Source organism: Streptomyces diacarni, assembly GCF_003323715.1.
Lineage (GTDB): Bacteria > Actinomycetota > Actinomycetes > Streptomycetales > Streptomycetaceae > Streptomyces > Streptomyces diacarni.
Window position 1 is genome coordinate 393,831 of the sequence record NZ_QOIN01000043.1, and the last position, 23,895, is coordinate 417,725.

The window sequence follows — 23,895 nt, forward strand, 5'->3', positions numbered from 1 at the left end:
GCGAACGCAAGCAGGAATGCCGGGACATGAAAAGCCATCGGGAAAGGGGGGGTGGCTTCCCGAGTGCAACCGCATGCTGGCCCACGCAACACCGAGCGGACAAGGGGTGGTTACCGCTGCCTTTTCTACACTTGTTGCGGATTCTGTAGAAAGCCTGCCGGCACGGGTTACCGACGGATGCCGGCGTCAGGCACGGTGGCATCCTCGCCGTAAGGGGATCGCGGAAAAGAATCGTCGTGCCAGCGCACGATGGCAGGGGCCGGGAGGTGGCGCTCGCCACCTCCCGGCCCATGAATCCTCAGTCGCGACGTCGTGGCCCGGGCGACCTGTTGACGGTCGGTGGCCGAGCGCCCCGCTTCAAGACGCCGTCGCGTCGCGAGCGCCCGAGTCGGCGTCGGGTCGTTGTCCGTTACCTGTCCACGACCCCGGGGTGGCTTCCGACCCGGGCAGCGGAGAGGGCCGTGGCGCCCGGCACGTGAGCCTGTGCCGGCAAGCCCGCCGCCCCGGAGGGCGGCCATGACAGCTTGCCGGGCAGTTGGCTTCGCTCCCCCGGCTGCCTCGGACGTTCAGCGCGTCATGGCCCCCGGCCTTCGACCGGGAGGCGCCCCCACCGGAGTCTTCGACCGGGAGGCGCCCCCACCGGCCACAACCCACCCGCGGATCGCCCGCGACGAACAGGGCACCCCCTTGCCGGAGCGCACCGCTCATCCAGCCGGACTCTCGGGTTCCTCCTCCAGGGCCGCACGCAGGCGCGGCCGATCCTGCGGCGGGACGTGCGGGGCGTAGTGATCGTGGAGGGCCTGCCGGCCGAGCCGCGCGGCGCGGGCCCCGTCGCGGGCGCCGAGCGCGTCGAGGATCTGCCGGTGGTGGGCGACCGAACGCCGCATCGCGTCGGCCGCCTCGCCGGCGCCCTCCGCACGGACCAGCTTGCTCTCGATGGCCTCGACGACGGCGTCGTGGACGGCGCGGGCGCACAGGGCGAGCAGCGCGTTGCCGCTGGCCTCGGCCACCACGCGGTGGAACTCCCCGTCGGCCGCGCTGAAACCGCGCGGGTCCCCGGGGGCGAGCTGCGCCATCTCGTCCACCAGCCCGGTCAGCCGGCGCAGATCGTCCGCGGAGTGGAGGCGTGCCGCGAGCCGGTAGCTCTCCGCGTCCAGGAGCATCCGGAACTGGATCAGTTCGCCGAGCCCGGACAGGTGGGAGCGGGCCAGGCGGCCCAGCGCGTGGCTGAGGGTGTCGGGTGAGACGCCCAGCACCTCGGCGCCCTGCGGGTCACCGGGGCGCGAGCGGATCAGCCCCGAGGACTGGAGGACCCGCAGCGCCTCCCTGATCGTCGAGCGGCCCACGTCGAACTGGCGCATCAGTTCGCGCTCGCCGGGAAGCCGGGAGCCGGGTGGCAGGGAGCCGCCCAGGATGCGTTCCTCTATCTGTTCGGCCACCCGCTGGTAGGCCCGCACGGGCCGCACGGGCCGGAAGTCGGCCCGCGCGGTAAGCCGTTCAGGAGATTCCGCCGGCATGTGTCCGCCCTTTCCGGTGTGTGTGCGGGCCCGTTCCCGCGTGTGCGTCCGGGCCGCTCCCGTGTGCGCCTGCGGGCACGCTCCCGTGTCCGCCTGTGAGTCGCGCCCGGGTGCACGTGCGGGCCGGTCCCGTGTACGCAGACGGGACCGGCTCGTGTCGACCCCTTGACCGGGCCCTCGGCCCACCAGCAGAGTACGGACGATCAACTGGTCTGACCAGTCGCCTGGCCACCTGGGTGGGGCGGTCTGGGAGGGGACTTGGAGGTTCCATGCGTTCCGGTCCCGGCACACTGCCGTGGGAATCCGTGCTCGACACCGAGGCGGCCGTCGCCTTCACGCAGGAGCTGGTGCGGCTGCGCACCGTGAACGCCGCGGGCGCCGAGGCCGTCGAGAAACCCGCCGCCGAACTGGTCTGCGAGCTGTTCTCCCGGTTCGGCTGGGAGCACACCGTCACCGAGGTGGCCCCCGGGCGCCCCAACGTCGTGGCGGTCGTCGACGGCGGCGGGGGCGCGGGCCCCACCCTGATGTTCGAGGGCCACACCGACGTGGTGACCGAGGGCGATCCCGCCGACTGGAGCGTGGACCCCTACGGCGCCGAGATCCGCGACGGGCGGATGTGGGGCCGGGGCACGGCCGACATGAAGTCCGGTGTCGCGGCGATGATCTACGCGGTCCGCGCGCTCCAGCTTGCCGGGCCCTTCCCAGGCCGCGTCGTTCTCGGCGTGATGGCCGACGAGGAGGGCATGATGCTCGGCGCCAAGGCGTTCGCGGCCTCCCCGCTGGCCTCCGAGGTGGACGGCGTCGTCGTCTGCGAGCCGGAGGGGTACGAGGTGTGCACCTCGGCGCGCGGCGGCATCCGGCTGCGCCTCGACCTGACGGGCGTGATGGCGCACGGGGCGATGCCGCAGGAGGGCAGGAGCCCCGTCGCGGCGGGGGCCCGCGTCGTCGAGGCTCTGGCGGCGGTACAGGAGTGGGCCGCAGGGCGTTACGGCACCCATCCGCACGCCGGTTCGGTCACGGTCACCCCCACGGTGCTGCTCGGGGGCGATCCCGACCAGCTCAACGTCATCCCGGCGCACGGCGTCGTCGGCGTGGACGTCCGCACGGTCCCCGGCACCGACCACGCCGAACTCACCGAGCGCGTCCGCACGACGGCCCAGGAGGCCGCCGCCGCGTTCGGTGTCACCGTGGAGTTGACGGTCGTGGACGACCGGCCCGCCATCGAGATCCCCGAGGACCATCCCCTCGTCACCGGCCTGGTGGCGGCGCACACCGAGGTGCACGGTGCGGCGCCCGCCTTCGGCGCGGTGCCCGGCACCACGGACGGCACGATCCTCACCCGCGACGCGGGGCTGCCCACCGTCGTCTACGGTCCCGGCGGGAAGTGGATCGCGCACCAGAAGGACGAATACGTGCGGGTGCGCGAGATCGGCGAGTACGCGCGGGTGTACGCGGCGGCCGCCCGGCGCTTCCTCACCGGCGGCGGGCAGGCGGGAGGTGCGCGGTCGTGATGCTGTGGCACGGCAAGGAGTTCCCCGAAGGGCTGCCGGTCGGTGACGGATGGGAGGCGGCGCCCGGGCAGCGGACCGTCTCCTTCCCCTACGACGGAAGTGCCGTCGCCCGGGCGCCCGTCGGGGACGTGGCGCTGGCCCGGCGGGCCGTCGACCACGCGGCGGGGCTGCGCCGCACCATGGCCGCGCTGCCCACCCGCACCCGGCGTGCCGTCCTGACCTCGGTGGCCGACGCGCTCGACGACGTGGCGGCCGGCATGGAGGACCTGCTGGTCCTGGAGACCGGCAAGCCGCGGGCCGACTGCCGTACGGAGGTCGTCCGCGCGGTCGCCACCTGGCGGGCCGCGGCCGACGAGGTGGTGCACATCCACGGCGAGACGGTGCCGCTGGACGGGCTCCCGTCGGGGGACGGGATGACGGGCTTCTTCACGAGGCGCCCGGTCGGGGTCGTGGTGGGGATCGCCGGGTTCAACTATCCGATGATGCTCGCCACCCACAAGATCGCGCCCGCGCTGGCCGCGGGATGTCCCGTCGTCGTCAAGCCCGCCCCCGCGACGCCGCTGGCCACCCTGTGGCTGGTCAACCTGGTGCGCGAGCGGCTGGTCGCGGCGGGTGCGCCGGCCGGTGCCGTCCAGCTGGTGACCGGCGACGCTCAGGTGGGCCGCACGCTCACCACGCACGAGGCCGTCGCCGCCGTCTCCTTCACGGGCTCGGCGGCCGTCGGCCACCGCATCGCGCGTGACGCGGCCCCGCGCAAGGTGGTGCTGGAGCTGGGTTCCAACGCGGCTCTCGTCGTCGCGGCCGACGCCGACCTGGACGCGGCGGCGGACGCCGTGGTGCGCGGCGGCTACTACGCTTCGGGCCAGGCCTGTATCGCCGTCCAGCGGGTCATCGCCGAAGCGCCGGTCGCCGCCGAGCTGGAGCGCGGGATCGCCGAGCGGATCGGCTCCGTGGTGGTGGGCGACCCGCGTGCGGAGAACACCCGCGTCGCCGCGCTCATCGACCAGGACGCCACCGAGCGGGTGCTGGCGTGGATCGCCCGGGCGCGCGAGGCGGGTGCCCGCCTGGTCGCGGGCGGCGAGCGGCGGGGACGGTGTGTGACGCCCGCCCTGCTGGCCGACGTGCCCGACGGGCAGCCCGTATGGGACGAGGAGGTCTTCGGACCCGTGGTCAGCCTGCGCGCGGTGCCCGACCTGGACGCGGCCCTCGCCGCGGTCGACGCGAGCCGCTACGGGCTGCACGCGGCCGTCTTCACCCACCGCCTGGACACCGCGTTCCGTGCGCTGGAGGAACTCGACGTCGGGGGCGTGGTGGTCAACGAAGTGCCCGGCTACCGCTGCGACGTCGCCCCCTACGGCGGCGTCAAGGACTCCGGCATCGGGCGCGAGGGCCCGCGGTTCGCGATCGAGGAGTTGACGGTGACGAAGATGGCGGTGATCAAGCCGTGAGGGCGGATGCGGACACGGGAGACGGCGCGGGGGCCGACTACGGCAGGCTCTTCCGGCTCGACGGGCGGCGCGTGGCCGTCGTCGGCGGCGGGAGCGGCATCGGCCGTGAGGCCGCGCGGGCGCTGGTGGCGCAGGGCGCCGAGGTGATCGTCGCCGACCGGGACGAGGCGGGCGCCGCCGAGACCGCGCGGCTGGCCGGCCCCGGGGCCGCGCCGTTCCTGCTCGACGTGCTGGACGAGGACGCGGTGGGTGCCGCGGCGGCGGGCTGGGGGCCGCTGGACGGGCTGGTGATCACCGTCGGCGTCAACGTGCGCAAGCGCCTCGCGGACTACTCGGTCGCGGAGTTCGAGCGCGTCGTGGCACTCAATCTGCGCGCCCACTTCTCCCTGGTGCGGGCGTGCGCCCCCGCCATGGCCGCGCGCGGACGCGGCGCGGTCGTCTCCCTCGCCTCCATGCGGGCCTTCCAGGTGGAGCCCGGGCAGGGTGTCTACGCCGCCTCCAAGGCCGGACTCGTCCAGCTCCTGCGGACCGCCGCAGCCGAGTGGGGGCCGCAGGGCGTGCGGTTCAACGCGGTCGCGCCCGGCGTGGTGCGTACGCCGTTGACCGACCAGATCGCGGCGGACCGGGAGTGGTACGACGCGTACGCGCGGGCGTCCGCGCTGCAGCGGTGGGCGCGGGCCGACGAGATCGCGGGCGCCGTGGTGTACCTGGTCTGTGACGCGTCCACCTTCGTGACGGGCAGCGTGCTCACCGTCGACGGCGGCTGGACGGCCGTCGACGGGCGGTACGACCCGGCCGTGTGACCCTGTTCGTCTCCAGCGCCCCTCAAGGAGCTTCCCGCAATGCCCGAGCAGCACGACCCCCCGCACGGGGAGGGCAGCCCCCTGGACGGGCTCCCCCGCGTCCGAGCCAGGCGCCCCGCGCTGTGGCTCCTCCTCGTTCCCGCCGTCCTGTTCTGCGCGGCCCCGCTGGTCGCGAACCGCGTCGAGCCCCGCGTGCTGGGCCTGCCGTTCCTGCTCTTGTGGATCATCGCGGCGACGGTCGTGAGTCCGCTGGTCATCTGGGTGGTCTCGCGGCTCGATCCGGCGTTCAGGCAGGACGCCGTCGAGCCCCTCCCGGTCGATGACACCCCGCGAGAAGAGGGAGGCCCACGATGAGCGGCTCCGCGGCCGTCGCGACGACGCTCTTCGGTCTGGCCATGGTGGCGACCCTCGCCATCGGCGTGCTCAGCGCCCGCGGGCGGGACAAGGGCATGGCGGAGTGGTCGGTCTCCAGCCGCGGCCTGGGCGTGTTGTTCGTCTGGCTGCTGATGGCGGGCGAGACCTACACCAGCTTCTCGTTCCTGGGCACGGCGGGCTGGTCGTACTCGTACGGGGTGCCGATCCTCTACCTCGTCGCCTACCTGACGGTCGGGTTCGCGGTGGCGTACGTCGTCGGGCCCGCGCTGTGGACGTACGCGAGCCGCCATCGGCTGCTGTCCATCGCGGACATGGCCGAGCACCGGTTCCGCTCGCGCCCGGTGGGGATCCTGGTGGCGGTGACGGCGACGGTCTTCATCGTCCCGTACGTGCAGGTCCAGATCCAGGGCATGGGCGTGGTGGTCAACGCGATGACGTACGGCAGCGTCGACCTGCACGTGGCGGCCGTGATCTCGTTCGTCGTCGCGGAGGCGTTCGTCCTGGTCTCCGGGCTGCGCGGTTCGGCGTGGGTGAGCGTACTCAAGGACGTGCTGGTGATCATCGCCGTGGTGTTCCTGGCGGTGTGGGTGCCGCTGCACTACCTCGACGGGTACGGCGACTTCATGACCCGGATGGTGAACGAGCGGCCCGAGTGGCTGACCTTCCCCGGCCACGACTCGGGCGGGCTGAACGGCACCTGGTTCGTCTCCACGCTGCTGCTCAACGCGGTGACCATCTCCATCTTCCCCACCACCGTCGCGGGATATCTGAGCGCGAAGAGCCCGAACGCGCTGCGCCGCAACGCGCTGCTGCTGCCCTGGTACCAGCTGCTGCTGTTCATCCCGATGATGGTCGGCGCCGTCGCGCTGTTCGCGCTGCCGACGCTGGGCAACCCGGACCTGGCGCTGTTCCGGCTGGTGACGGACTCGCTGCCGTCCCCCGTCGTCGCCGTGATCGGGGTGGCCGGAGCGCTGTCGGCGATCGTGCCGATGAGCGTGTTCATGCTGGCCATCGGCACCCTGTGCGGCCGCACGCTGCTGGGCGGCGGCAACGGCTCCGACCCGCGCAGCCGCACCCGGCGCAGCACGGCCCCCGGCAGCGCCGACGACGTGCGCATCAAGCGGCTGTCCCAGCTGGTGTGCTTCCTGGCCGGGCTCGTCGCGCTGCTGGGCAGCCTGTTCTACCCGAACACGCTGGTGCAGCTGTCGGTCCTGTCCTACGAGGGTCTCGCCCAGCTCGTGCCCCTGGCGCTGCTGTCCCTGTTCTGGCGGCGGCTGACGGCCGCTGCCGGTGTCGCGGGCACGCTTGTCGGACTGGCCGTCGTCCTGCTGCTGTGGTGGACGGACAACGATCCCTGGCACGGGGTCAACGGCGGCGTGCTCGCGCTGGCGGCCAACCTGCTGGTGGCCGCTGCCGTCACCTACGCCGGGCCCCGCACACCGGCCGCGGGCACCAAGCGCACATCGGCCGCTCAGGAGGAGACGGTATGAGGCAGGCCCCCGACCCCGCACCCGCGAAGGGCACGGACGCGTGAAGGGCGAGACGACCGCGTTCGCGGTGCCGGGGCTCGCGGAGCCAGTGGAGATCCTCATCGACCGCTGGGGCGTCCCCCACCTGTACGCGGGCTCCCGCGCCGACCTCTTCCTCGCCCAGGGCTTCAACGCCGCCCGCGAACGCCTCTTCCAGCTCGACCTGTGGCGCAGGCGGGGTCTCGGGCTCCTCTCCGAGGTCCTCGGCGCCCACTACGTGGAGCACGACAGGGCCGCGCGGCTCTTCCTCTACCGGGGCGACATGGCCGAGGAGTGGGCCGCCTACGGGCCCGGCACGCAGGAGACGGCCCGCTCGTTCGTGGCCGGCGTCAACGCGTACGTGACGCTGGTGCACGAGGAGCCCTCCCGGTTCCTGTCCCCCGAGTTCGCCGCGCTCGACTACGCGCCCGCCCACTGGCACCACAGCGACCTGGCCCGCATCCGCACGCACGGCCTCTTCTACAACGTCCGCCAGGAGGTCGCGCGCGCCCTGACGCTGCGGGACTTCGGGCCGCGGGCGGAGGAGCTGCGCAAGGTCAGGGACCCCCTCGGGCACCGGCTCACCGTCCCCGAGGGGCTCGACCTCGACGTCGTGCCCGAGGACGTCCTGCGCGTCTACGACCTGGCGACCACACCGCCGTGGAGCCCGCGCGCCCAGCCCTCGCACAGTCCCGACGGCAGCAACAACTGGGTGCTGGCCCCGTCCAGGACGGCGACGGGCCGCCCGCTGCTGGCCAACGACCCGCACCGCGCCCTCACCCTGCCCTCGCTGCGGGCCGTGGCGCACCTGTCGGCACCGGGCCTCGACGTGATCGGTGCGGGCGAGCCGGCGTTGCCGGGCATCTCCATCGGGCACAACGGCCACCTGGCGTTCGGCCTGACGATCTTCCCCGTGGACCAGGAGGACCTCTACGTCTACCGCACCGCCCCGCAGGACCCGCGCGCGTACGCGTACGGGGACGGCTGGGAGCGGATGACGTGCGTGGCGGAGGAGATCCCGGTGCGGGACGCGGAGCCCGTCCGCACCGAGATGTGGTTCACCCGGCACGGCCCCGTCATCCGCGAGCGGCCGGAGCGCGACGCCGCGTTCGCGGTGCGGGCGGCGTGGCTGGGCCCCGGCATGGCGCCGTACCTGGGCAGCGCGGGCTACATGGACGCCACCACGCCCGACGCGTTCACCCGGGCGCTGCGGCGCTGGGGCGCGCCGGGCGAGAACCAGGTGTACGCGGCCACCGACGGCACGGTGGGCTGGTGTCCCGCCGCCCGGGTCCCGCGGCGGCGCGGGTGGGACGGCACCCTGCCGGTGCCCGGCGACGGCACCTACGAGTGGGACGGTTTCCTCGACGCCGGCGACCTGCCCTCCACCCGCGATCCGGCGGCCGGCTGGCTCGCCACCGCGAACCAGTACAACCTGCCGCCCGCCTCTCCGCATGGCGGGCGGCAGGTCACCCACGACTGGTACGCGCCCACCAGATACGAGCGCTGCGCCGAGGCGCTGGCGGCGCGGGACGACTGGAGCGCCGAGGACTGCGTGCGGCTGCAGACCGACTACGTCAGCCTTCCGGCGCGGCTGGTACTGCCGCGGCTCGCGGACCTGCGCGGTGAGGAGCCGCGGGCCCGGACCGGCTTGGAGGTGCTGCGCGGCTGGGACGGGCGGCTCGCCGCCGACTCGGGCGCCGCCGCGCTCTTCGAGGTGTGGTACCGGCGCCACCTGCGCCCGGCGCTGCTGCGCGAAGCGCTGCGTCCCGCGGCGGTGTCCGCGAGTACCGGGCCGCAGGACGCCGCACGTTGGCTGGAGGCGGCGGTGCGGCGCGTGGCGCCGGCCGACGGCGAGGCGATGGACCCGCGCGTGGACCAGCGGCTGCTGGACGCGCCCGAGACGGAAGGACGGCTCGGCCCGCTGCTGCTGGACACCCTCGGGGAGGCGGTGGCGGACGTCACCGCGCTGTTGGGTCCTGACCCGGCCGGCTGGGCCTGGGGAGCGCTGCACCGGGCCGCGTTGGTGCATCCGGTGGCCAGGCTGCTGGCCCGTCAGGGAACGGAGGCCGTCCCCGACTGGTGCCGGCTGGATGCGCTGCCGCGCGGGGGCAGCGCGGAGACGGTGGGCGCGGCGGGCTACCTTGCGGACTTCGCCCAGAGCGACGGCGCGAGCTTCCGCATGGTCGTGGACGTCGGGGAGTGGGACGGCTCGCTCGCCATGAACTCCCCAGGGCAGTCGGGCGATCCGCGCTCCGCGCACTACGCGGACCTGTATCCGGCGTGGGCCTTCGACGGTGCCTTTCCCCTCGTCTACTCACGTTCCCGCGTCGAGGAGGAGACCACGCACCGGATCGTGCTCTCCCCCGCGCGGATCACTCCTTCGTCGCACCGGTGAGCATGCCCTGGATGAACCGGCGTTGCAGGAGCAGGTAGACGACGACCACGGGCAGCGCGATGAGGACGGCGGCGGCGGCGAGCAGCGCGGTGTCCGAGGAGTGCTGTCCCTGGAAGAAGGCGAGCCCGAGCGGGACGGTGCGGTGTGCCTCGTCGCTGACCATCACCAGAGCCATCAGGAACTCGTTCCAGGTCCACATGAAGACGATGACGGTCAGCGTCGCGAACGCGGGCCGCCCCATGGGCAGCAGGATGCGGGTGAGGGCCGTGAAGTGGGTCGCTCCGTCGATCCGGGCCGCCTCCAGGAGCGAGCGCGGGGTGTTGCGGAAGTAGGTGCGCATCCAGAAGACGCCGAAGGCCAGGGACTGTGCGGTCTGCGGCAGGATCAGCCCCCAGTAGGTGTTGGTGAGCCCCCAGTGCCGCAGGTCGAAGTAGAGCGGGACGATCACCGCTTCCTGCGGGAGGGTGAGGCCGACGACGAAGAGGTAGAACAGCGCGTTGGAGCCGGGGAACCGCATGGTCCCGAAGGCGTAGGCGGCCAGGGTGGCCAGCACCGTGGTGAGGGCGACCACCGCGACGGCCACCACGACGGAGCTGACCAGGTAGGTGCCGAAGTGGCCGCGGGTCCACGCGTCGGCGAAGTTGCCCCAGTTGAGGGACTTCGGCAGGGAGAAGCCGGTGTCCAGCGAGGACTGGCTGGACACCGCGGTGGACAGGATGCCGGCCACCGGGGTCAGCGCGATGAGCGCGAACAGGCAGAGGATCCCGTAGGTGACGGCGCGTTCCGCGGGCGAGGTGAGGGTGTCCCGGGTGCGCCGCGCGGGCTGCCTTCCGGGGGTGGCCGGCCTTCTCAGCGTGCTCATCGGTTGCGCCCCTCCACGAGCCGGGTGACCACCATGGTCAGCGCGAAGATCACCGCGGTGAGGGTGATACCCATGGCCGAGGCGGCGCCGACCTCGCCGGTCTCGAAGGCCCGGCGGTAGACCTCGTAGGCGGGCACCGAGGTGGCGTTGCCCGGACCGCCGCTGGTGGTGATGTAGATGAGGTCGAAGTTGCGCAGCGCGGCCACCAGGGTCAGCGTCAGGGCGACGGCGACCTCGGCGCGCAGCCCCGGCAGTGTCACCGTGAAGAACTCACGCACCGGGCCCGCGCCGTCGATGCGGGCTGCCTCGTACAGCTCGCGGGGGATGCGCTGGGCCCCGGCGAGGAAGAGCACGAGGCACAGCCCGGTCTCCACCCAGGTGCCGACGGCGCCGACTGCGGGCAGCGCCCAGTTGTCGTCGCCCAGCCACGAGCGGGTCAGCGCGTCCAGGCCCACCGCGCGCAGCGTGTCGTTGAGCAGTCCGTCGGGGGCCAGGATGGAGCGCCAGGCGACGCCGACGACCACCATGGCCAGCACCTGCGGCAGGAACAGCACGGTGCGGAAGAAGGTCATGCCGCGGATGCGGAAGCGGGTGAGCGCCGCGGTCAGCACGAGCCCGAGGGCGACCGGCAGCGCGGCGTAGAAGAGCAGCAGGACGGCGGCGTGCGCGAAGGGGGCGCGCAGTTCGGGGTCGGTGAGCAGGGCACGGTAGTTGTCCCAGCCGGCCCAGGTGGCGCGGGTCAGCCCGTCCCAGTGCAGCAGCGACAGCCATCCGGTCTGGCCCAGCGGCCACAGCAGGAACACCCCGAAGACGGCCAGTGCGGGCAGGATGTACAGGTAGCCGACGGCTCGGGGCTCGCCGGGGGCCTGACGGCGGTAGCGGGCCGCGAGCTTGCCGAGCACGGCGGGCCCCTTGCCGGGCGCGGCGGTCCCCTCGCTGCGCACGGCAGCTCCCTCGCTGGGCACGGCTTGTGCGCGCCGGGTGCCGGCGGTCATCACCTGTCCTCACCGTCGGCGCGCTGCTCGGCGCGGAAGTCGGCGTAGCTCTTCTGCATGCGCGAGGCGAGTTCGTCCGGGCCGACGTCGCCGGCGAGGACGCCCTGGAGGTCGGCGGAGAGGGTGTCGTAGAAGGTGGGGGTGGTGTAGTCGAGGTAGGGGACGAGCCCGTCGGCGTCGTTGAGTTCCCGCCATCCCGCGACCATCCGCCCGACGGCGCTGTCCGGGTCGAGCTTGTCCGCGGCCGCGCCCGGCACCACGGGCAGTACGCCTTCCTGGGTCAGCACGTTGGAGGCGTGGGAGCTGGTGAGGAAGTCCAGGTAGGCGGCGGCGACCTCGGGGTGGTCCGACTTGGAGGTGACCGACCAGGGCAGGCCCTCGCCGCCGGTGGTGACCGGCTGTGCGCCGGAGTCCGGGGGCGGCGGCATGAAGCCGAGGTCGTCGCCCATCGTCTTGCGCAGGTCGGCCAGCTGCCAGGTGCCGGTGACCAGGAAGGCGCCCTTGCCGTCGGCGAACTGCTTGGCCGCGTCGTCGTAGCCCTTCCCGTTGGCGCCCCCCGGCACGTAGCCCTTCTCCGACCAGTCGGCCAGCGTGCGGGCGGCCTCGCGGGTGGCGTCCGTCTCGAAGCCCTCGCCCCGCCCGAACACCGTCTCGCGCACCGGCCCGGCGCTGCCCGCGGCCTGCGCCTGGAGGAGGCCGAAGGTGTGGATCGCCGGGTACTTGTCGAGGTTGCCGAACTGGACGGGGAGCTGTCCGGCCTTCTTCACGCGGGGCAGCGCCTCGGTGAACTCGCGCCAGGTGCGGGGCGGTTCCACACCGGCCTTCCGCAGCACCTTCTTGTCGTAGTAGACGCCGATGTACTCGCCTTCCTGCGAGACGCCGTACAGCCGTCCTGTGCCGAACCGCTTCCCGTCGGCGGAGACGCGGTTGAGGTTGAGCAGCGTCTGCGGGAAGCGGGTGTTCCAGCCGTAGAGACCGGCGTAGTTGTCCAGCGGGGCGAGCATTCCGGCGTGCGCGAAGGCCACCATGTCGGAGTAGCCCTGGTTGGCCTGGACGACGTCGGGCGGGTCGTCGCCGCTGAGGGCGAGCTTCAGGGTCTTCTTCAGGTCGTTGAAGCTGCGCGCGACGCGCTTGATCGTGACGTTCGGGTACTTCTTCTCGAACTCCTCGTTGAGCCGCTCGATCGCGGCGTTCTGGCCACCGCGCACCTGCTGGTCCCACACCGTGAGGGTGACCTCGCCCGCCTTCGCCGGGTCGGGCACGGCGCTCGCGGCACCACCGCCCGTACCGGCCGCGCCTGAACCATCGGTGCCCGGGACGCAGGCGGCCGCCGGCAGCAGCGCGCACAGGACGCCGAGGGCGGCGAGGGTGCGGCGGTACCGGCCGCCCGTGCGTGGGCTTCGCCCGTCGTTCATCGTTCCTCGTCTCCTTGGCCGGGCCCGCTCACGAGCGGAAGCCGATGGTGGGCGTGGCGCGCAGCAGCGGCCAGTCGCCGCGGCCGCCGGGCAGCAGCTCGTCCAGGAAGCCGTAGCGCCGCATCACCTCGGGGCTCTGCCCGCCGATCCGCCGCGCGTACTGCCACCAGGCGGCCACCTCGCTCCAGCCGGGTGCCGAGAGCGAGCCGCCGAAGTGCTGCACGGACAGCGCGGCGGTCAGGTTGGCGAAGGCCAGCCGGTCGGCGAGCGGCCATCCTGCCAGTGTGCCGGTGGTGAATCCGGCCATGAAGACGTCGCCCGCGCCGGTGGGGTCGAGCGCGTCGACGGCGAGCGCGGGCACGTCGGCGTGCTCGCCGCTGTTGCCGTCGATGGCGACGGCGCCGCCCGCCCCCTTCGTGACCACCGCCACGGGCACCAGTTCGGCCAGCGCCCGCACGGCCTCCTCGGGGGTGTCGGTGCGGGTGTAGTGCAGGGCCTCGGTGGCGTTGGGCAGGAACGCGTGGCACAGGGAGAGGTCGGCCAGGGTGTCCGGGTCCCAGGCGCCGGTCTCGTCCCAGCCGGTGTCCGCGAAGATCAGGCTGCCCTCGTTGTGCGCCTGGCGCACCCAGTCCCCCACCCGGCCCGGCTCCAGGGAGGTGACGCAGGCGCGGGACGGCGGCCGGGAGGCGACGCTGACGCACGGCCTGGGCGCCTCGTGTCCGTGGCTGACCATGGTGCGCTCGCCGTCGTAGGCCATCGAGACGGTGACCGGCGAGTGCCAGCCAGGCGCCCGGTGCGAGGGCGTCAGGTCGATGCCCTCGATGCCGCACAGGGCGTCCCAGCAGTAGTCGCCGTACATGTCGTCGCCGAACGCGGCGGCGAGCGCCGTGCGCAGGCCGAGCCGGCGCAGCGCCGTCGCCATGTTGGCCACCCCGCCGGGGCTGGAGCCCATGCCGCGCGACCAGGTCTCGGTGCCGCGTTGGGGGGCGTGGCCGAGGCCGGTGAAGACGATGTCGAGGAAGACGGTGCCGGTCAGGAACACGTCGGTCTCCGGGCCACCGTCCGAGCGCAGGGCGGCCAGCGGGTCCAACGAGCTCCCGGTCGGTGCGGGTTGGGCGCTCCCAGTGGTGCTCATGGCCGCTCTCCCCTCTCAGCTATGGCCAGAAGATGACTTCTCGGTGACTGGTTTGAGCGATACCTTGCACCGCCCCCCTGCCGAATGCAATACCTCGCTCACAGTCGCGCACAGACGCTCAGCCGCGCTAGGGTCCTGGTCATGTTGCGCGAAAGTCGGCACGAGGAGTTGCTGCGCATCCTCCGCGAGGAGGGCGTGCTGCCCGTCGTCGAGATCGCGCGCCGGCTCCGGGTCAGCGAGGCCACCGCGCGGCGCGACGTGTCCGACCTGTCAGGGGCGGGACGGCTGCGGCGGGTCTACGGCGGCGCCCTCGCCCGCGAGCCCGCCGAACGCCCCTTCGCCGAGGAGGAGGTGGACGACCTCCCCGCCAAGGACGCGGTCGCCGCGGGCGCCGCCGCGCTGGTCGAGGACGGCGAGACGGTGCTGCTCGACATCGGCACCACCACCCTGCGACTGGCGCGGCTGCTGCACGGCAGGAAGATCACCCTGGTCACTTCCAGCCTCGCCGTCTACGAGGAGTTGCGCTCCGACGAGACGGTGACGCTGGTCCTGCTGGGCGGCGAGGTGCGGCGCAACTACCGGTCCCTGGTCGGCAACCTCACCCGGGCCGCGCTGCGCGAGATCTACGCCGACCGCGTCTTCCTCGGCACCAGCGGCGTCCTGCCCGACGGCCGCGTCCTGGACACCACCCAGGTCGAGGTCCCCGTCAAGCAGGCCCTGCTGGGCGCCGCCCGCCAGGCGGTGCTGCTGGCCACCGCGCGCAAGTTCCCCGGCACCGGCAGCGCACGCGTCTGCCAGGCCACCGACATCGACATGCTGATCACCGGCCAGGCGTCCGACCCGGCCACCCTCGCCGCGTTCCGCGAGGCCGATGTGGAGGTAGTACAGGTATGACGGGTACGACAGGCACGCCCGGTACGAGGCTCACCGTGCTCGGCGGCGGCGGATTCCGCGTCCCACTGGTCCACCGCGCGCTCCTGGACGACGCGCACCACCCCGACCAGGCGGGCCGCTGCACCGAACTCGTCCTCCACGACACCGACCCCGAACGGCTGGCGGCCATCGGCGCCGTCCTGGCCGAACAGGCCGCCCAACACGACGGCCCGGCCCCGAGGATCCGCACCACCACCGACCTGGACGAGGCGCTGAGCGGCGCCGACTTCGTCTTCAGCGCCATCCGCGTCGGCGGCCTCGCCGGACGGGTCGGCGACGAGCGTCTCCCCCTCGCCGAGGGACTGCTCGGGCAGGAGACCGTCGGCGCGGGCGGGGTGCTCTACGGGCTACGCACCGTGCCCGTGGCCACCCGGATCGCCGAGCGGGTCGCCGCCGTCGCCCCGCACGCCTGGGTCATCAACTTCACCAACCCCGCCGGCATGGTCACCGAGGCCATGAGCCGGGTGCTGGGCGAGCGTGTCATCGGCATCTGCGACTCGCCCGTCGGCCTGTGCCGCCGCGCCGCGCGCGCCGTGGGAGCGGACCCCGACCGCGCCGACTACGACTACGTGGGCCTCAACCACCTCGGCTGGCTGCGCCGCGTCGTCGTCGACGGCACCGACCGGCTGCCCGCACTGCTCGCGGACACCGACGCGCTGGAGTCCTTCGAGGAAGGCAAGCTCTTCGGCGCTGAATGGCTGCGCGCGCTCGGCTCCCTGCCCAACGAGTACCTGCACTACTACTACCACCACAGGGAGGCGCTCGCGGCGATCCAGGAAGCGGACACCACCCGGGGGGAGTTCCTGGCGCAGCAGCAGGACGGCTTCTACGCGCGAATCTCCGGCAGCGCGCCCGAAGGGGCGTTCGCCGTGTGGGAGGCCACCCGGCGCGAGCGGGAGGAGACCTACATGGCCGAGAGCCGGCAGGCCTCCGGCGGCTGGGAACGCGACAGCTGCGACCTGGACGGCGGCGGCTACGACCGCGTCGCCCTCGCCCTGATGCGCGCCATCGCCCGCAACGAACGCACCCGCCTCATCCTCAACGTCCGCAACCGCGGCGCCGTACCCGGGATCGACGGCGACGCGGTCGTGGAGATCCCCTGCGTCGTCGACGCGGGCGGCGCCCGCCCCCTGGCCACCGGACCCGTCGCCCCCGACCAGCTGGGGTTGATGCTCCAGCTCAAGGCGGTCGAGCGCGCCGCGATCGAGGCGGCCTCCGACGGCTCCAGGCCGGCCGCGCTGCGCGCGCTGGCCCTCCACCCGCTGGTGGACTCGGTGCACGCCGCCGACCGCGTCCTGCGGGCGGCAGGCCACTGAGAACCCACCGCGCCGCCCGCCGCGCGCGGGTGGCGCGGCTCACTTGGCGGAGAGAGACGCCCCCTTCTGGCCGAGACTCTGCCTGGCGTTCTTCAGAGCTTTCTTCGTCGGTAGGGAGTTCTTCGTCGGCAGGGAGCTCTTCCGCGAACCGACGGGGCAGGGGCGGCGGTGCCGGGCGCGGGCACGCAGCGCGTGGATCCGCGCCTGGTGCCCCGCGTCGCTGATCACGGCCGCCAGGCCGCCCAGCACGGCACCGTTCTTGGCGAGCTGCGTGCGCTGAGCGGCGCGCTGCCCGGCGTCCTCGTGCTCCCAAAAGGGGTGCCCGGCCAGGGTCGTGGGCACCAGGGAAGCGGCCAACGCGAGCGAGGCCAGCCGCGGGAGACGTCCGACGGTCAGCAGCGCGCCGGCCGCCACCTGCACGGCCGCGTTCACCCGGACGAGCAGCACGTCGTCGTCCGGCAGCCCCGGCGCCTTCTCGCGCAGCTTCGCCAGGAAGGGTCCGGCCATCTCGGCGCGGGGCTCGGGCTCGCTGAGCGATTCGACCCCGGAGCTCACGAAGAACGTGCCGAGGAGCGGGCGGGCGACGAGCTGGAGAGGTGTCATGCGGCGTCCTTTGGTCGCGCGGGGCATCGCGGGTGGTCCCGGAACGGGCGGGCTCGGGGCATGTGGCCCCGGGACGTGGTGGTCTCCGGACGTGGCGGGCAGGGTCTGACCGGCCGGGGCGGAGCCCCGGCCTCCACCGCCATGTCACGCGCACCCGCGAAGCGCCGCAACCGCGGGCCCGCCGTACGGCGCAACGCCCCGCGTCCGGTCTCGCGCCGTACGGCGCGAGGCTCCCGTGCCCGCCGGACGGCCCTCCCGCGCGGTGCGCCTCACCCGACCGGACCTGGCGACGGTGCGCGCTCCCGTACCTCGGTGGAGCGTGGAGCCGACGGGGACACCGAGCGAAAGGCCGGCCGATGGACCGCGCATTCGAGGGCCAGGCGGCCCTGGTGACCGGCGCCGCCTCGGGTATCGGTCTGGCCGTCGCCCGCCGGCTCGGACAGGCCGGCGCCTCGGTCGTCGTCGCCGACTACGACGAGGACGCCGCCCAGGTCGCGGCCGGCGAGCTGGAGACGACGGGCACCCGGGCCGAGCCCTTCGTCGTGGACGTCACAGAACCCGGCTCCGTCCGCGACGCCGTGCGGTTCACCACCGAGACCTTCGGCTCCCTCGACCTGGCCGTCAACAACGCCGGAGTGGGCGGACCCTCGATGCCGACCGGCGAGTACGAGATCACCGCCTGGGACCGGGTCATCGCCACCAACCTCAGCGGCGTCTTCTACGGGCTGCGGCACCAGCTGCCGGTCATGGCGGCGGCGGGCCGTGGCGCCATCGTCAACATGGCCTCGATCCTGGGCACCAACGGATTCGCCGGCAGCCCCGCCTACGTGGCCGCCAAGCACGGGGTCGTCGGCCTCACCAAGACCGCCGCCCTCGAATACGCCGACAAGGGCGTGCGGATCAACGCGCTCGGCCCCGGCTTCATCGACACCCCGCTGCTGCGTGAGACCGACAACCCGATGCGCGAACGCCTCATCTCCCTCCATCCGCAGGGCCGCCTGGGCACAGCCGAGGAAGTGGCCGAGGTGACCGCCTTCCTCCTCTCGGACCACGCCTCCTTCATCCAGGGCAGCTACCACCTGGTCGACGGCGGCTACGCCGCCCAGTAGGCCCCCGTCCTGGCCGCGCGGCCGCCGGTCTCACACGGGCCCCAGCCCCGCCTGGGCGAGCAGGCGGGCGACCTCGGCCCGCTCGGGGTCGGTCAACGGGCGCAGCGGCGCGGGGGTGCGCGCCGTGGTGAGCAGACCGCGCTGCATCAGCGCCTCCTTGAAGGCGCCGAGGGCGGAGGAGTAAGCGCCGATCCTGGCGGGGTCGCCCACCCGGGTGAGCGCGAACAGGCGGCGCAGGCGGTCCTGGTGGGCGGTGGCCTCCCGCCCGTCGCCACGGCGGGCGGCCTCGTACAGGGCGACGTAGCCGTGCGGGTCGACGTTGCCGAGCCCGGGGACGACGCCGTCGGCGCCCAGGGCGAGCGCGGCATCGGCCATCGTCTCGGAGCCGGTGAGGACGGTGAAGCCGCGGGCGCGGGCACCGGAGGCCTCCGTGAGGTGGAGGAGGGTGCGCAGCTCGTCGAGATCACCGCTGCTGTCCTTGAGCCCGGCGAGCACGCCGTCCGCGGCCAGGTGGGCCGTCACGTCGACGGGCAGCTTGCGCTGGACGTTGCCGGGGATGTCGTAGGCCCACAGCGGCAGGTCGACCGCGGCGCGGACGGCACGGAAGTGGTCGGCCATCTCGTCCGGGTGGGTGGGCGTGTAGAAGGGGACGGTGGCCACCACGGCGTCGGCGCCCGCTTCCCGCGCGGCGCGGGCCTGCGCGACGACGCGGTTGGTGGTCATCTCGACGGCGCCGGCGAGCACGGGCACGGAGCCGCCCGCGACCCCGCGCACGACGCGCAGCGCCGCGAGCCTGAACGCGTCCGTGTGGTATGCGAGTTCGCCGGTCGAGCCGTTGACGAACAGTCCACAGACCCCGGCCTCCAGCAGATGGCCGCACAGCCTCTCCAGCGAGGCGACGTCCAGTTCGCGGTCCTCGGTCAGCGGCATGCACAGGGGCGGAACGACGCCACCGGCCGGGGCGCGCCCCGCGGAGGTGGTGGGGGCTGCGGGTCGGTCGCTCATCAGGGCAGTCTCTCCTCGCCGTGCCGGGTCCGGGTACCGGGCACGGTTCCCGGCGGTTCGCCGGCCCTCGCCGCGGCCCCGCCCTCGGTCAGATCGGTGTCGGGGGCCGCGCTCCGGTCGCCGCACAGGCGCTGGACGCGCAGCGGCGCGTTGACGGCGATCAGCACGATCACCACCAGCGTGAGCGAGAAGGTGAGCCAGGCCAGCGAGGGGCCGAGGCTGTGCCCGCCCGCCAGTGAGGCGCCCAGCACGGGCGCGACGGCGCCGCCGAGCGCGCCGACGTTGTAGGTGAAGCCGAGCCCGGCGGCGCGCTCCGACGTCGCGAAGTAGCCGCCGATCAGCTTCGGAAGGAGCCCGGAGATGCCCTGCGCGAACATCTGCTGGAGGAAGAGCAGCAGCGCGAGTGACACCGTCTGGTCCCTGCCCATGGCGAAGACGGGCAGCACGAAGAGGAGCGACACGCACAGTGCGGCGACGTAGGTGCGCCGGGTGCCCCAGCGGTCGCCGAGGAAGCCGACCAGCAGGCATCCCGCCACGTTGCCGAACCCGGCGAAGAAGAGCACGTCGCTGACCGCGGAGGGGGAGAATCCGAGGTCGTCCTTGAGGTAGGTCGGCAGCAGCGCCTGAATCGGCCACGAGTAGAGGAAGGCGCAGAAGACGGTCACCATGAGCGTCAGCACCATGGGCGTGCGTGCGCGCGCGAACTGCGCCGTGAACAGCACGAACCCGGCCACCACCAGAGCGGCGAGGGGCCATCCGTAGCCGTAGGACCGCTCGGTGAACAGGAGGAAGAGCGACAGCGCGACGACGGCGGTGGCCACGTGGTTCAGCGCGGCGAGACGGCCGCGGAAGAGCACGCTGACGAAGTCCCGCCGCTGTCCTTGGCTTTGCGGGCTGCGCCGCTGTCCGGAGGTTTCCGACGCCGCTCGGCCCTGGCCCCTGGCCCGTTCCCAGTCGCCGGACTCCTTCAGCCCGCGCCGCATCCACAGCGCCAGCGCGATCGGGACGAAGCCGAGGAAGAACATCGCCCGCCATCCCCAGGCGGGCACCACGAAGCGGTAGAGCTGGCCCGCGATGACGGAGCCGACCGCGTACCCGGAGATGAGCAGCGCGCTGGCGCGGTTGCGCGCCGTGGCGGGCCAGCTCTCGATCACGTAGGTGGCGCTGGCCGAGTACTCCCCCGCCATGCCGAGTCCGAGCACCAGCCGGGCGGCGAACATCGACCAGTAGCCCCACGACAGCCCGCAGGCCAGCGAGCCGAGGGAGTACAGGAGGATGCTCAGGATCATCGCCGGCTTGCGCCCGTACCTGTCGCCGACCGCGCCGATGGCCAGCCCGCCGAACCAGCGGGAGATGAAGGCGGCCGACACGAGGGTGGCGGCGGTGACGGTCGACAGGCCGAAGGAGTCGGCGACCTCGGTCAGGACGAGCGTGATCAGGACGAAGTCGAAGCCGTCCATCAGGTAGCCGAGCCAGGCGGCGAGGAGCGTCTTGCCGTCCTGGCGGGTGAGTCCTGCCGTGGGCCAAGTGGGCCAAGTGGGCCGTCGTCTCGCTCGCGCTCTCGCCATCGCGCCCCTCGTCCGTGGCCGGAGGTAGGACATGGGATGTCCTGACGTGGCGGGACGCTACACGCGCCGCCACGGGCCGACAAGGGCCCCGGGAGGACTCCGGCAAAGCCGGGGGATGCCCCAGGAGGCCCGGCAGGAGAGGGCAGTCCGGGGAGGAGCCGCCCGCGGGGTGTCTCAGCCGCCGCTCTCCGGCGCCCCCGCGGTGTCGGAACCGCGTGTCCGCCACAGGTGCACGCCGACCACGGAGGCGAGAGCGATGACACAGCCGGCGAAGACCAGCCCCGCGTTCCGCAGCCCGAGGCCGGTACTCAGCGCGCCCACCCCCACCACCGGCAGCGAGATGCCGAGGTAGGCGACGACGAACAGCGCCGAGATGGTCCCGCCCCGATGCTCCTCGGGGGCGCGGGCGCTCACCGCCGCCATGGCCGAGCGGAACGCCAGCCCCTGCCCGACACCGCCGGTCACCGCGCCGGTCACCAGCAGCGGCAGCGAACTCGCCAGCAGCGAGGCGCCCACCTGCGCCATGCCCGCGACGAGGCCCAGGCAGCCGAGCGGCAGGGCGAGCCCCACGCTCACCCGGCCCGCCGCCGCCTGCCCCAGCAAGGACGCACAGAACACGCAGAAGACCACAGCGCCGGAGGCGGCCAGGTTGGTCAGGTGCAGGGTCTCGGACATGAAGCCGGGCGAGACGGCGGTGAACAGGCCGAAGACGGCGAAGCCGGTGAAGCAGGCGAGCCCGGCGGGCACGAACACCGGCCGCACCTCGCGCGGCACCGCCATGCCGCGCGGCCGCAGGCCGGGCCTGGGACGGGGACGCCGTACGGTCTCGGGCAGCGCCACGGTGAGGACGACGGCGACGGCCAGCAGGCCGAGATGCGTCACGAAGGGCAGCACGAGCGGGCGGGGCGCGTACTGGGCGAGCACGCCCGCGAGCAGCGGACCGCAGCCGAGCCCGCCCATGTTGGCGGCGGTCGCCGCGAAGCCCCGGCTGCCGCCGGGCGCCAGTTCCAGGACGGCGGCGGTCGCCGCGCCGCTGAACAGCCCCGCGGCGAACCCTGACAGCAGCCGCCCGGCGAACAGCAGCGGCAGCCCGCCCTCCAGCAGGAAGCAGACGGCGCTGGCCACCGAGAGCCCGAGGGCCACGAACAGCAGCGGGCGCCGCCCGAGTTTGTCGGAGTAGTCGCCCGCGACCAGCAGCGCGGCGATCACCCCCACCGCGTAGACGGCGAAGACGACCGTCACCATCAGTTCGCCGAAGCCCAGCTCCTGCCGGTAGAGGCCGTAGAGCGGGGTCGGCAGCGTGGTGCCCGCCATGCCGACGGCGAAGACGAAGGCCGCCGCCGCGTACCACAGCGAGCTGCGCGGGGACCGTGTGTCATGTTCAGTACTGTGCACAGCGGGCGACCCTAAATGATCTTCCGGCGGTCCGCGCCACCTCACCCTGCCCAGGTGTAGCGCACGACGCCCGCGATCCGGCCGTGCCGGGCCAGCGCGCCGTCGGGCACGAACACCACCTCCGCCTCGGTGCCCAGCGCCGCCTCCACCGTCTCGTCGACGATGTCGTCGTACACCTCGCCCCCGCTGTCGCTGACCGCGTCGTCGGCTGCGGGCGCCAGGTGATCGCCGTCGAACCTGACCTTCTGGCGGTAGGGCTCCTCCACGACCAGCAGCGCCAGCCGGCCCTCCCGCGCCGCGCGCCACACCTCGTCGATGCCCGCGACGAACTCCTTGCGTCCGATCGCGTCACCGAGCCGGCCGAGCGCCTTCTCGCCGCGCGCCCGCAGGAGCTCGGCCCGCGCGGGCGCCACCGCCTCGCGGACGACGGAGGCCCGCGCAGGGGCCAGGCCGCCCTTGGGCACGGTGGCCACGGCCCCGCGCGCCGCACGCGTACCGACGTCCGCCAGCGCCGTGAGCCCGTGCTGGAGCCCGGCCAGAAGGAGCGGACGCGGCGCCTCGTGCAGCGCCCTGGACAGGCTCGCGTCCACGTCGCGCAGGTGCTGGAGTGCCGCCTCGTCGCGGTAACCGCTGGTGAAGTCACCGGTGCGGGAGGCACGCTCCCGCTCGGAGTCGACCGTCGCGCTCTCGACGGGGAAGCCGTACCGCCGCTCCTCGATGAGCTGTTCACCCGAACCGCTCCACAGCCTGGCCAGGTCCTCGGAGAAGGTGAGCACCCAGTAGGGACGGTTCTGCGCCTTGGCCGCGACCAGGTTGCGGGTGAGGAAGGTGCGGTCCACGACGATGCGTTCGGCGTCGACCCGGCGCGGCAGATGCCAGAACTGGTGCTCGCCCTGCGCCGCGAGGAGCACCAGCGCGTCCAGCGCGTACACCAGGTCGATCTCCTCCTCGGCCGCTTCGAGCTGCCCGACGACCTCGGAACGGACCTGCGAGGACACGTGCGGATCGTCGTCCAGACGCCGCCCCGCGTCGGCGATCAGATTGCGCAGCCTGACGGGGTCCTGGAGGCTGTCCGGCTTCGTACGGTGGGTGGGCAGCACCACGGTGACCGCGGGATAGGGCCGCGGCTGCCGCAGCTCGGCCAGCACCTCGCTGGTCAGATCGTCGGTGCGCATCCGGTGACCTCGCTCCCCAGGTGACGACGACGGCACCCTCCAGCGTCCCGCGCACTCCGCCGCCGCGCACGTCGGGGCGAAGACGCGGACGGCGCGTGCGGGGCGTGCCGGACCCGGCGGGATGCCGCCGCGGGCAGCCGGTCGTAGCCTGGAGAGGGTGCCCTGTACGCGGGGGAAGGAGTGACTTGTGAAGTCCGATGCTCACCCCGACTACCACCAGGTGGTCTTCCGTGACCAGTCCGCCGGATACGCGTTCCTGACGCGTTCGACGGCCACCAGCGACACCACGATCGAGTGGGACGACGGACACACCTACCCGGTCGTCGATGTGGAGATCTCCTCCGAGAGCCACCCGTTCTACACCGGCAAGGCCCGCGTCGTGGACTCCGAGGGCCAGGTCGCCAAGTTCCGCCGCCGCTACGAGTCCGCGGCGGACGGCACCACCCCCGACGACGTCCTGCACGCGGCCCCCGAGGGCGAGCCCACCCCCGAGGACGTCGTCCTCGCCTCGGGCCGCGACCTGACCGAGCAGAACCTCCAGTGGGCCCGCGAACGGATCGCGGCGGAGGGCCGGGGGGCACTGGAGCGGCAACTGCCCTGACCCCGGCCGCCACCACGGTCCCGGCCGGGGCGTTCACGCGCGACGAGCGGGTGGGAGGGTGTTCCTCCCACCCGCTCGGGGTGTCGCATGCGTGCGCGCGTGTGTGTGGTGCGTGTGTGGTGTCGGCTGTTGGGGCCTTCTGCTCAGTAGGCGGAGTCGACGTTGTCCATGGTGCCGTAGCGGTCGGCGGCGTAGTTGCAGGCGGCGACGATGTTGGCCACGGGGT

The 23,895-nt window shown here is 73.4% G+C and carries 19 protein-coding genes and 2 pseudogenes; 10 read left to right on the plus strand and 11 right to left on the minus strand.

The annotated features are described in order from the left end of the window. Nucleotides 1-704: 704 nt before the first annotated feature. Nucleotides 705-1,517, minus strand: a complete 813-nt coding sequence (locus DTL70_RS15810) for a FadR/GntR family transcriptional regulator (protein ID WP_114022544.1) — start codon at nucleotides 1,515-1,517, stop codon at nucleotides 705-707. A gap of 269 nt (nucleotides 1,518-1,786) precedes the next feature. Here DTL70_RS15810 and DTL70_RS15815 point away from each other — a divergent pair, with 269 nt between their 5' ends. The 6 genes from DTL70_RS15815 to DTL70_RS15840 are packed head-to-tail and all read left to right on the plus strand — an operon-like array spanning nucleotide 1,787 to nucleotide 9,557. Next, the gene (locus DTL70_RS15815) at nucleotides 1,787-3,028 is read left to right on the plus strand and encodes a M20 family metallopeptidase (RefSeq protein WP_114022545.1); all 1,242 of its coding nucleotides are present in this window, start codon (nucleotides 1,787-1,789) and stop codon (nucleotides 3,026-3,028) included. After that, the gene (locus tag DTL70_RS15820; protein ID WP_114022546.1) at nucleotides 3,028-4,476 is read left to right on the plus strand and encodes an aldehyde dehydrogenase family protein; all 1,449 of its coding nucleotides are present in this window, start codon (nucleotides 3,028-3,030) and stop codon (nucleotides 4,474-4,476) included. The genes DTL70_RS15815 and DTL70_RS15820 overlap by 1 nt, the downstream gene beginning before the upstream one ends. Continuing rightward, nucleotides 4,473-5,279: an SDR family NAD(P)-dependent oxidoreductase gene (locus tag DTL70_RS15825; RefSeq protein WP_114022547.1), complete on the plus strand. Its 807-nt coding sequence runs from the start codon at nucleotides 4,473-4,475 to the stop codon at nucleotides 5,277-5,279. Before DTL70_RS15820 ends, DTL70_RS15825 begins: the two co-directional genes overlap by 4 nt. Before the next feature lie 39 nt (nucleotides 5,280-5,318). Next, nucleotides 5,319-5,633, plus strand: a complete 315-nt coding sequence (locus tag DTL70_RS15830; RefSeq protein ID WP_114022548.1) for a DUF3311 domain-containing protein — start codon at nucleotides 5,319-5,321, stop codon at nucleotides 5,631-5,633. Beyond that, nucleotides 5,630-7,144, plus strand: a complete 1,515-nt coding sequence (locus tag DTL70_RS15835) for a sodium:solute symporter family protein (protein ID WP_114022549.1) — start codon at nucleotides 5,630-5,632, stop codon at nucleotides 7,142-7,144. Before DTL70_RS15830 ends, DTL70_RS15835 begins: the two co-directional genes overlap by 4 nt. A 40-nt stretch (nucleotides 7,145-7,184) precedes the next feature. Further along, nucleotides 7,185-9,557, plus strand: coding sequence for a penicillin acylase family protein (locus DTL70_RS15840; protein ID WP_114022550.1), 2,373 nt, complete (start codon nucleotides 7,185-7,187; stop codon nucleotides 9,555-9,557). Here DTL70_RS15840 and DTL70_RS15845 read toward each other — a convergent pair. Genes DTL70_RS15845 through DTL70_RS15860 form a run of 4 tightly spaced genes read right to left on the minus strand, consistent with a single transcriptional unit; the run spans nucleotide 9,535 to nucleotide 13,964 of the window. Further along, nucleotides 9,535-10,419, minus strand: coding sequence for a carbohydrate ABC transporter permease (locus DTL70_RS15845; protein WP_114022551.1), 885 nt, complete (start codon nucleotides 10,417-10,419; stop codon nucleotides 9,535-9,537). The genes DTL70_RS15840 and DTL70_RS15845 overlap by 23 nt on opposite strands. Next, nucleotides 10,416-11,417: a carbohydrate ABC transporter permease gene (locus DTL70_RS15850; RefSeq protein ID WP_245979394.1), complete on the minus strand. Its 1,002-nt coding sequence runs from the start codon at nucleotides 11,415-11,417 to the stop codon at nucleotides 10,416-10,418. The genes DTL70_RS15845 and DTL70_RS15850 overlap by 4 nt, the downstream gene beginning before the upstream one ends. After that, the gene (locus DTL70_RS15855; RefSeq protein WP_114022552.1) at nucleotides 11,414-12,829 is read right to left on the minus strand and encodes an ABC transporter substrate-binding protein; all 1,416 of its coding nucleotides are present in this window, start codon (nucleotides 12,827-12,829) and stop codon (nucleotides 11,414-11,416) included. Before DTL70_RS15855 ends, DTL70_RS15850 begins: the two co-directional genes overlap by 4 nt. Before the next feature lie 28 nt (nucleotides 12,830-12,857). After that, nucleotides 12,858-13,964, minus strand: a complete 1,107-nt coding sequence (locus tag DTL70_RS15860; RefSeq protein ID WP_114022553.1) for a carbohydrate kinase family protein — start codon at nucleotides 13,962-13,964, stop codon at nucleotides 12,858-12,860. Between the two features lie 141 nt (nucleotides 13,965-14,105). Here DTL70_RS15860 and DTL70_RS15865 point away from each other — a divergent pair, with 141 nt between their 5' ends. Next, nucleotides 14,106-14,858: a DeoR/GlpR family DNA-binding transcription regulator gene (locus DTL70_RS15865; RefSeq protein WP_114022554.1), complete on the plus strand. Its 753-nt coding sequence runs from the start codon at nucleotides 14,106-14,108 to the stop codon at nucleotides 14,856-14,858. After that, a complete protein-coding gene (locus DTL70_RS15870; protein ID WP_181860940.1) occupies nucleotides 14,855-16,213 on the plus strand; it encodes a 6-phospho-beta-glucosidase in 1,359 nt (452 codons plus the stop codon). Before DTL70_RS15865 ends, DTL70_RS15870 begins: the two co-directional genes overlap by 4 nt. Before the next feature lie 39 nt (nucleotides 16,214-16,252). Here the strand turns inward: DTL70_RS15870 and DTL70_RS15875 are convergent, their stop codons facing one another. Then, nucleotides 16,253-16,816: a DoxX family protein gene (locus DTL70_RS15875; protein ID WP_114022555.1), complete on the minus strand. Its 564-nt coding sequence runs from the start codon at nucleotides 16,814-16,816 to the stop codon at nucleotides 16,253-16,255. A gap of 356 nt (nucleotides 16,817-17,172) precedes the next feature. On the opposite strand from DTL70_RS15875, the gene DTL70_RS15880 reads away from it, so the two are divergent. Further along, entirely contained in the window at nucleotides 17,173-17,925 is a 753-nt protein-coding gene (locus tag DTL70_RS15880) for an SDR family NAD(P)-dependent oxidoreductase (protein ID WP_114022556.1), read from the plus strand. Nucleotides 17,926-17,955: 30 nt separating this feature from the next. Here the strand turns inward: DTL70_RS15880 and DTL70_RS15885 are convergent, their stop codons facing one another. The 4 genes from DTL70_RS15885 to DTL70_RS15900 all read right to left on the minus strand — a co-directional run bounded on the left by DTL70_RS15885 (nucleotide 17,956) and on the right by DTL70_RS15900 (nucleotide 23,068). Beyond that, nucleotides 17,956-18,930 (minus strand): dihydrodipicolinate synthase family protein, encoded by a 975-nt coding sequence (locus tag DTL70_RS15885; protein ID WP_114022557.1) that lies wholly within the window; start codon nucleotides 18,928-18,930, stop codon nucleotides 17,956-17,958. After that, the gene (locus DTL70_RS15890; RefSeq protein WP_114022558.1) at nucleotides 18,930-20,498 is read right to left on the minus strand and encodes a sialate:H+ symport family MFS transporter; all 1,569 of its coding nucleotides are present in this window, start codon (nucleotides 20,496-20,498) and stop codon (nucleotides 18,930-18,932) included. The genes DTL70_RS15885 and DTL70_RS15890 overlap by 1 nt, the downstream gene beginning before the upstream one ends. A 174-nt stretch (nucleotides 20,499-20,672) precedes the next feature. Next, the gene (locus DTL70_RS15895) at nucleotides 20,673-21,893 is read right to left on the minus strand and encodes an MFS transporter (RefSeq protein WP_114022559.1); all 1,221 of its coding nucleotides are present in this window, start codon (nucleotides 21,891-21,893) and stop codon (nucleotides 20,673-20,675) included. 41 nt (nucleotides 21,894-21,934) lie between these two features. Next, nucleotides 21,935-23,068, minus strand: coding sequence for a baeRF3 domain-containing protein (locus tag DTL70_RS15900; RefSeq protein WP_114022560.1), 1,134 nt, complete (start codon nucleotides 23,066-23,068; stop codon nucleotides 21,935-21,937). Between the two features lie 187 nt (nucleotides 23,069-23,255). Here DTL70_RS15900 and DTL70_RS34320 point away from each other — a divergent pair. Continuing rightward, nucleotides 23,256-23,507: pseudogene (locus DTL70_RS34320) on the plus strand (type B 50S ribosomal protein L31); the annotation flags it as partial. 305 nt (nucleotides 23,508-23,812) lie between these two features. Here the strand turns inward: DTL70_RS34320 and DTL70_RS35130 are convergent. After that, nucleotides 23,813-23,895: pseudogene (locus DTL70_RS35130) on the minus strand (transglycosylase SLT domain-containing protein); the annotation flags it as partial.

What these genes read in the sequence shown, in the direction of transcription:
- DTL70_RS15865 (WP_114022554.1), top strand. Translation starts at nt 14,106, where the DNA reads ATGTTGCGCGAAAGTCGGCACGAGGAGTTGCTGCGCATCCTCCGCGAG.
- DTL70_RS15885 (WP_114022557.1), bottom strand. Translation starts at nt 18,930, where the DNA reads ATGAGCGACCGACCCGCAGCCCCCACCACCTCCGCGGGGCGCGCCCCG.
- DTL70_RS15810 (WP_114022544.1), bottom strand. Translation starts at nt 1,517, where the DNA reads ATGCCGGCGGAATCTCCTGAACGGCTTACCGCGCGGGCCGACTTCCGG.
- DTL70_RS15815 (WP_114022545.1), top strand. Translation starts at nt 1,787, where the DNA reads ATGCGTTCCGGTCCCGGCACACTGCCGTGGGAATCCGTGCTCGACACC.
- DTL70_RS15845 (WP_114022551.1), bottom strand. Translation starts at nt 10,419, where the DNA reads ATGAGCACGCTGAGAAGGCCGGCCACCCCCGGAAGGCAGCCCGCGCGG.
- DTL70_RS15880 (WP_114022556.1), top strand. Translation starts at nt 17,173, where the DNA reads ATGGACCGCGCATTCGAGGGCCAGGCGGCCCTGGTGACCGGCGCCGCC.
- DTL70_RS15820 (WP_114022546.1), top strand. Translation starts at nt 3,028, where the DNA reads ATGCTGTGGCACGGCAAGGAGTTCCCCGAAGGGCTGCCGGTCGGTGAC.
- DTL70_RS15835 (WP_114022549.1), top strand. Translation starts at nt 5,630, where the DNA reads ATGAGCGGCTCCGCGGCCGTCGCGACGACGCTCTTCGGTCTGGCCATG.
- DTL70_RS15855 (WP_114022552.1), bottom strand. Translation starts at nt 12,829, where the DNA reads ATGAACGACGGGCGAAGCCCACGCACGGGCGGCCGGTACCGCCGCACC.
- DTL70_RS15900 (WP_114022560.1), bottom strand. Translation starts at nt 23,068, where the DNA reads ATGCGCACCGACGATCTGACCAGCGAGGTGCTGGCCGAGCTGCGGCAG.
- DTL70_RS15860 (WP_114022553.1), bottom strand. Translation starts at nt 13,964, where the DNA reads ATGAGCACCACTGGGAGCGCCCAACCCGCACCGACCGGGAGCTCGTTG.
- DTL70_RS15875 (WP_114022555.1), bottom strand. Translation starts at nt 16,816, where the DNA reads ATGACACCTCTCCAGCTCGTCGCCCGCCCGCTCCTCGGCACGTTCTTC.
- DTL70_RS15870 (WP_181860940.1), top strand. Translation starts at nt 14,855, where the DNA reads ATGACGGGTACGACAGGCACGCCCGGTACGAGGCTCACCGTGCTCGGC.
- DTL70_RS15890 (WP_114022558.1), bottom strand. Translation starts at nt 20,498, where the DNA reads ATGGCGAGAGCGCGAGCGAGACGACGGCCCACTTGGCCCACTTGGCCC.
- DTL70_RS15830 (WP_114022548.1), top strand. Translation starts at nt 5,319, where the DNA reads ATGCCCGAGCAGCACGACCCCCCGCACGGGGAGGGCAGCCCCCTGGAC.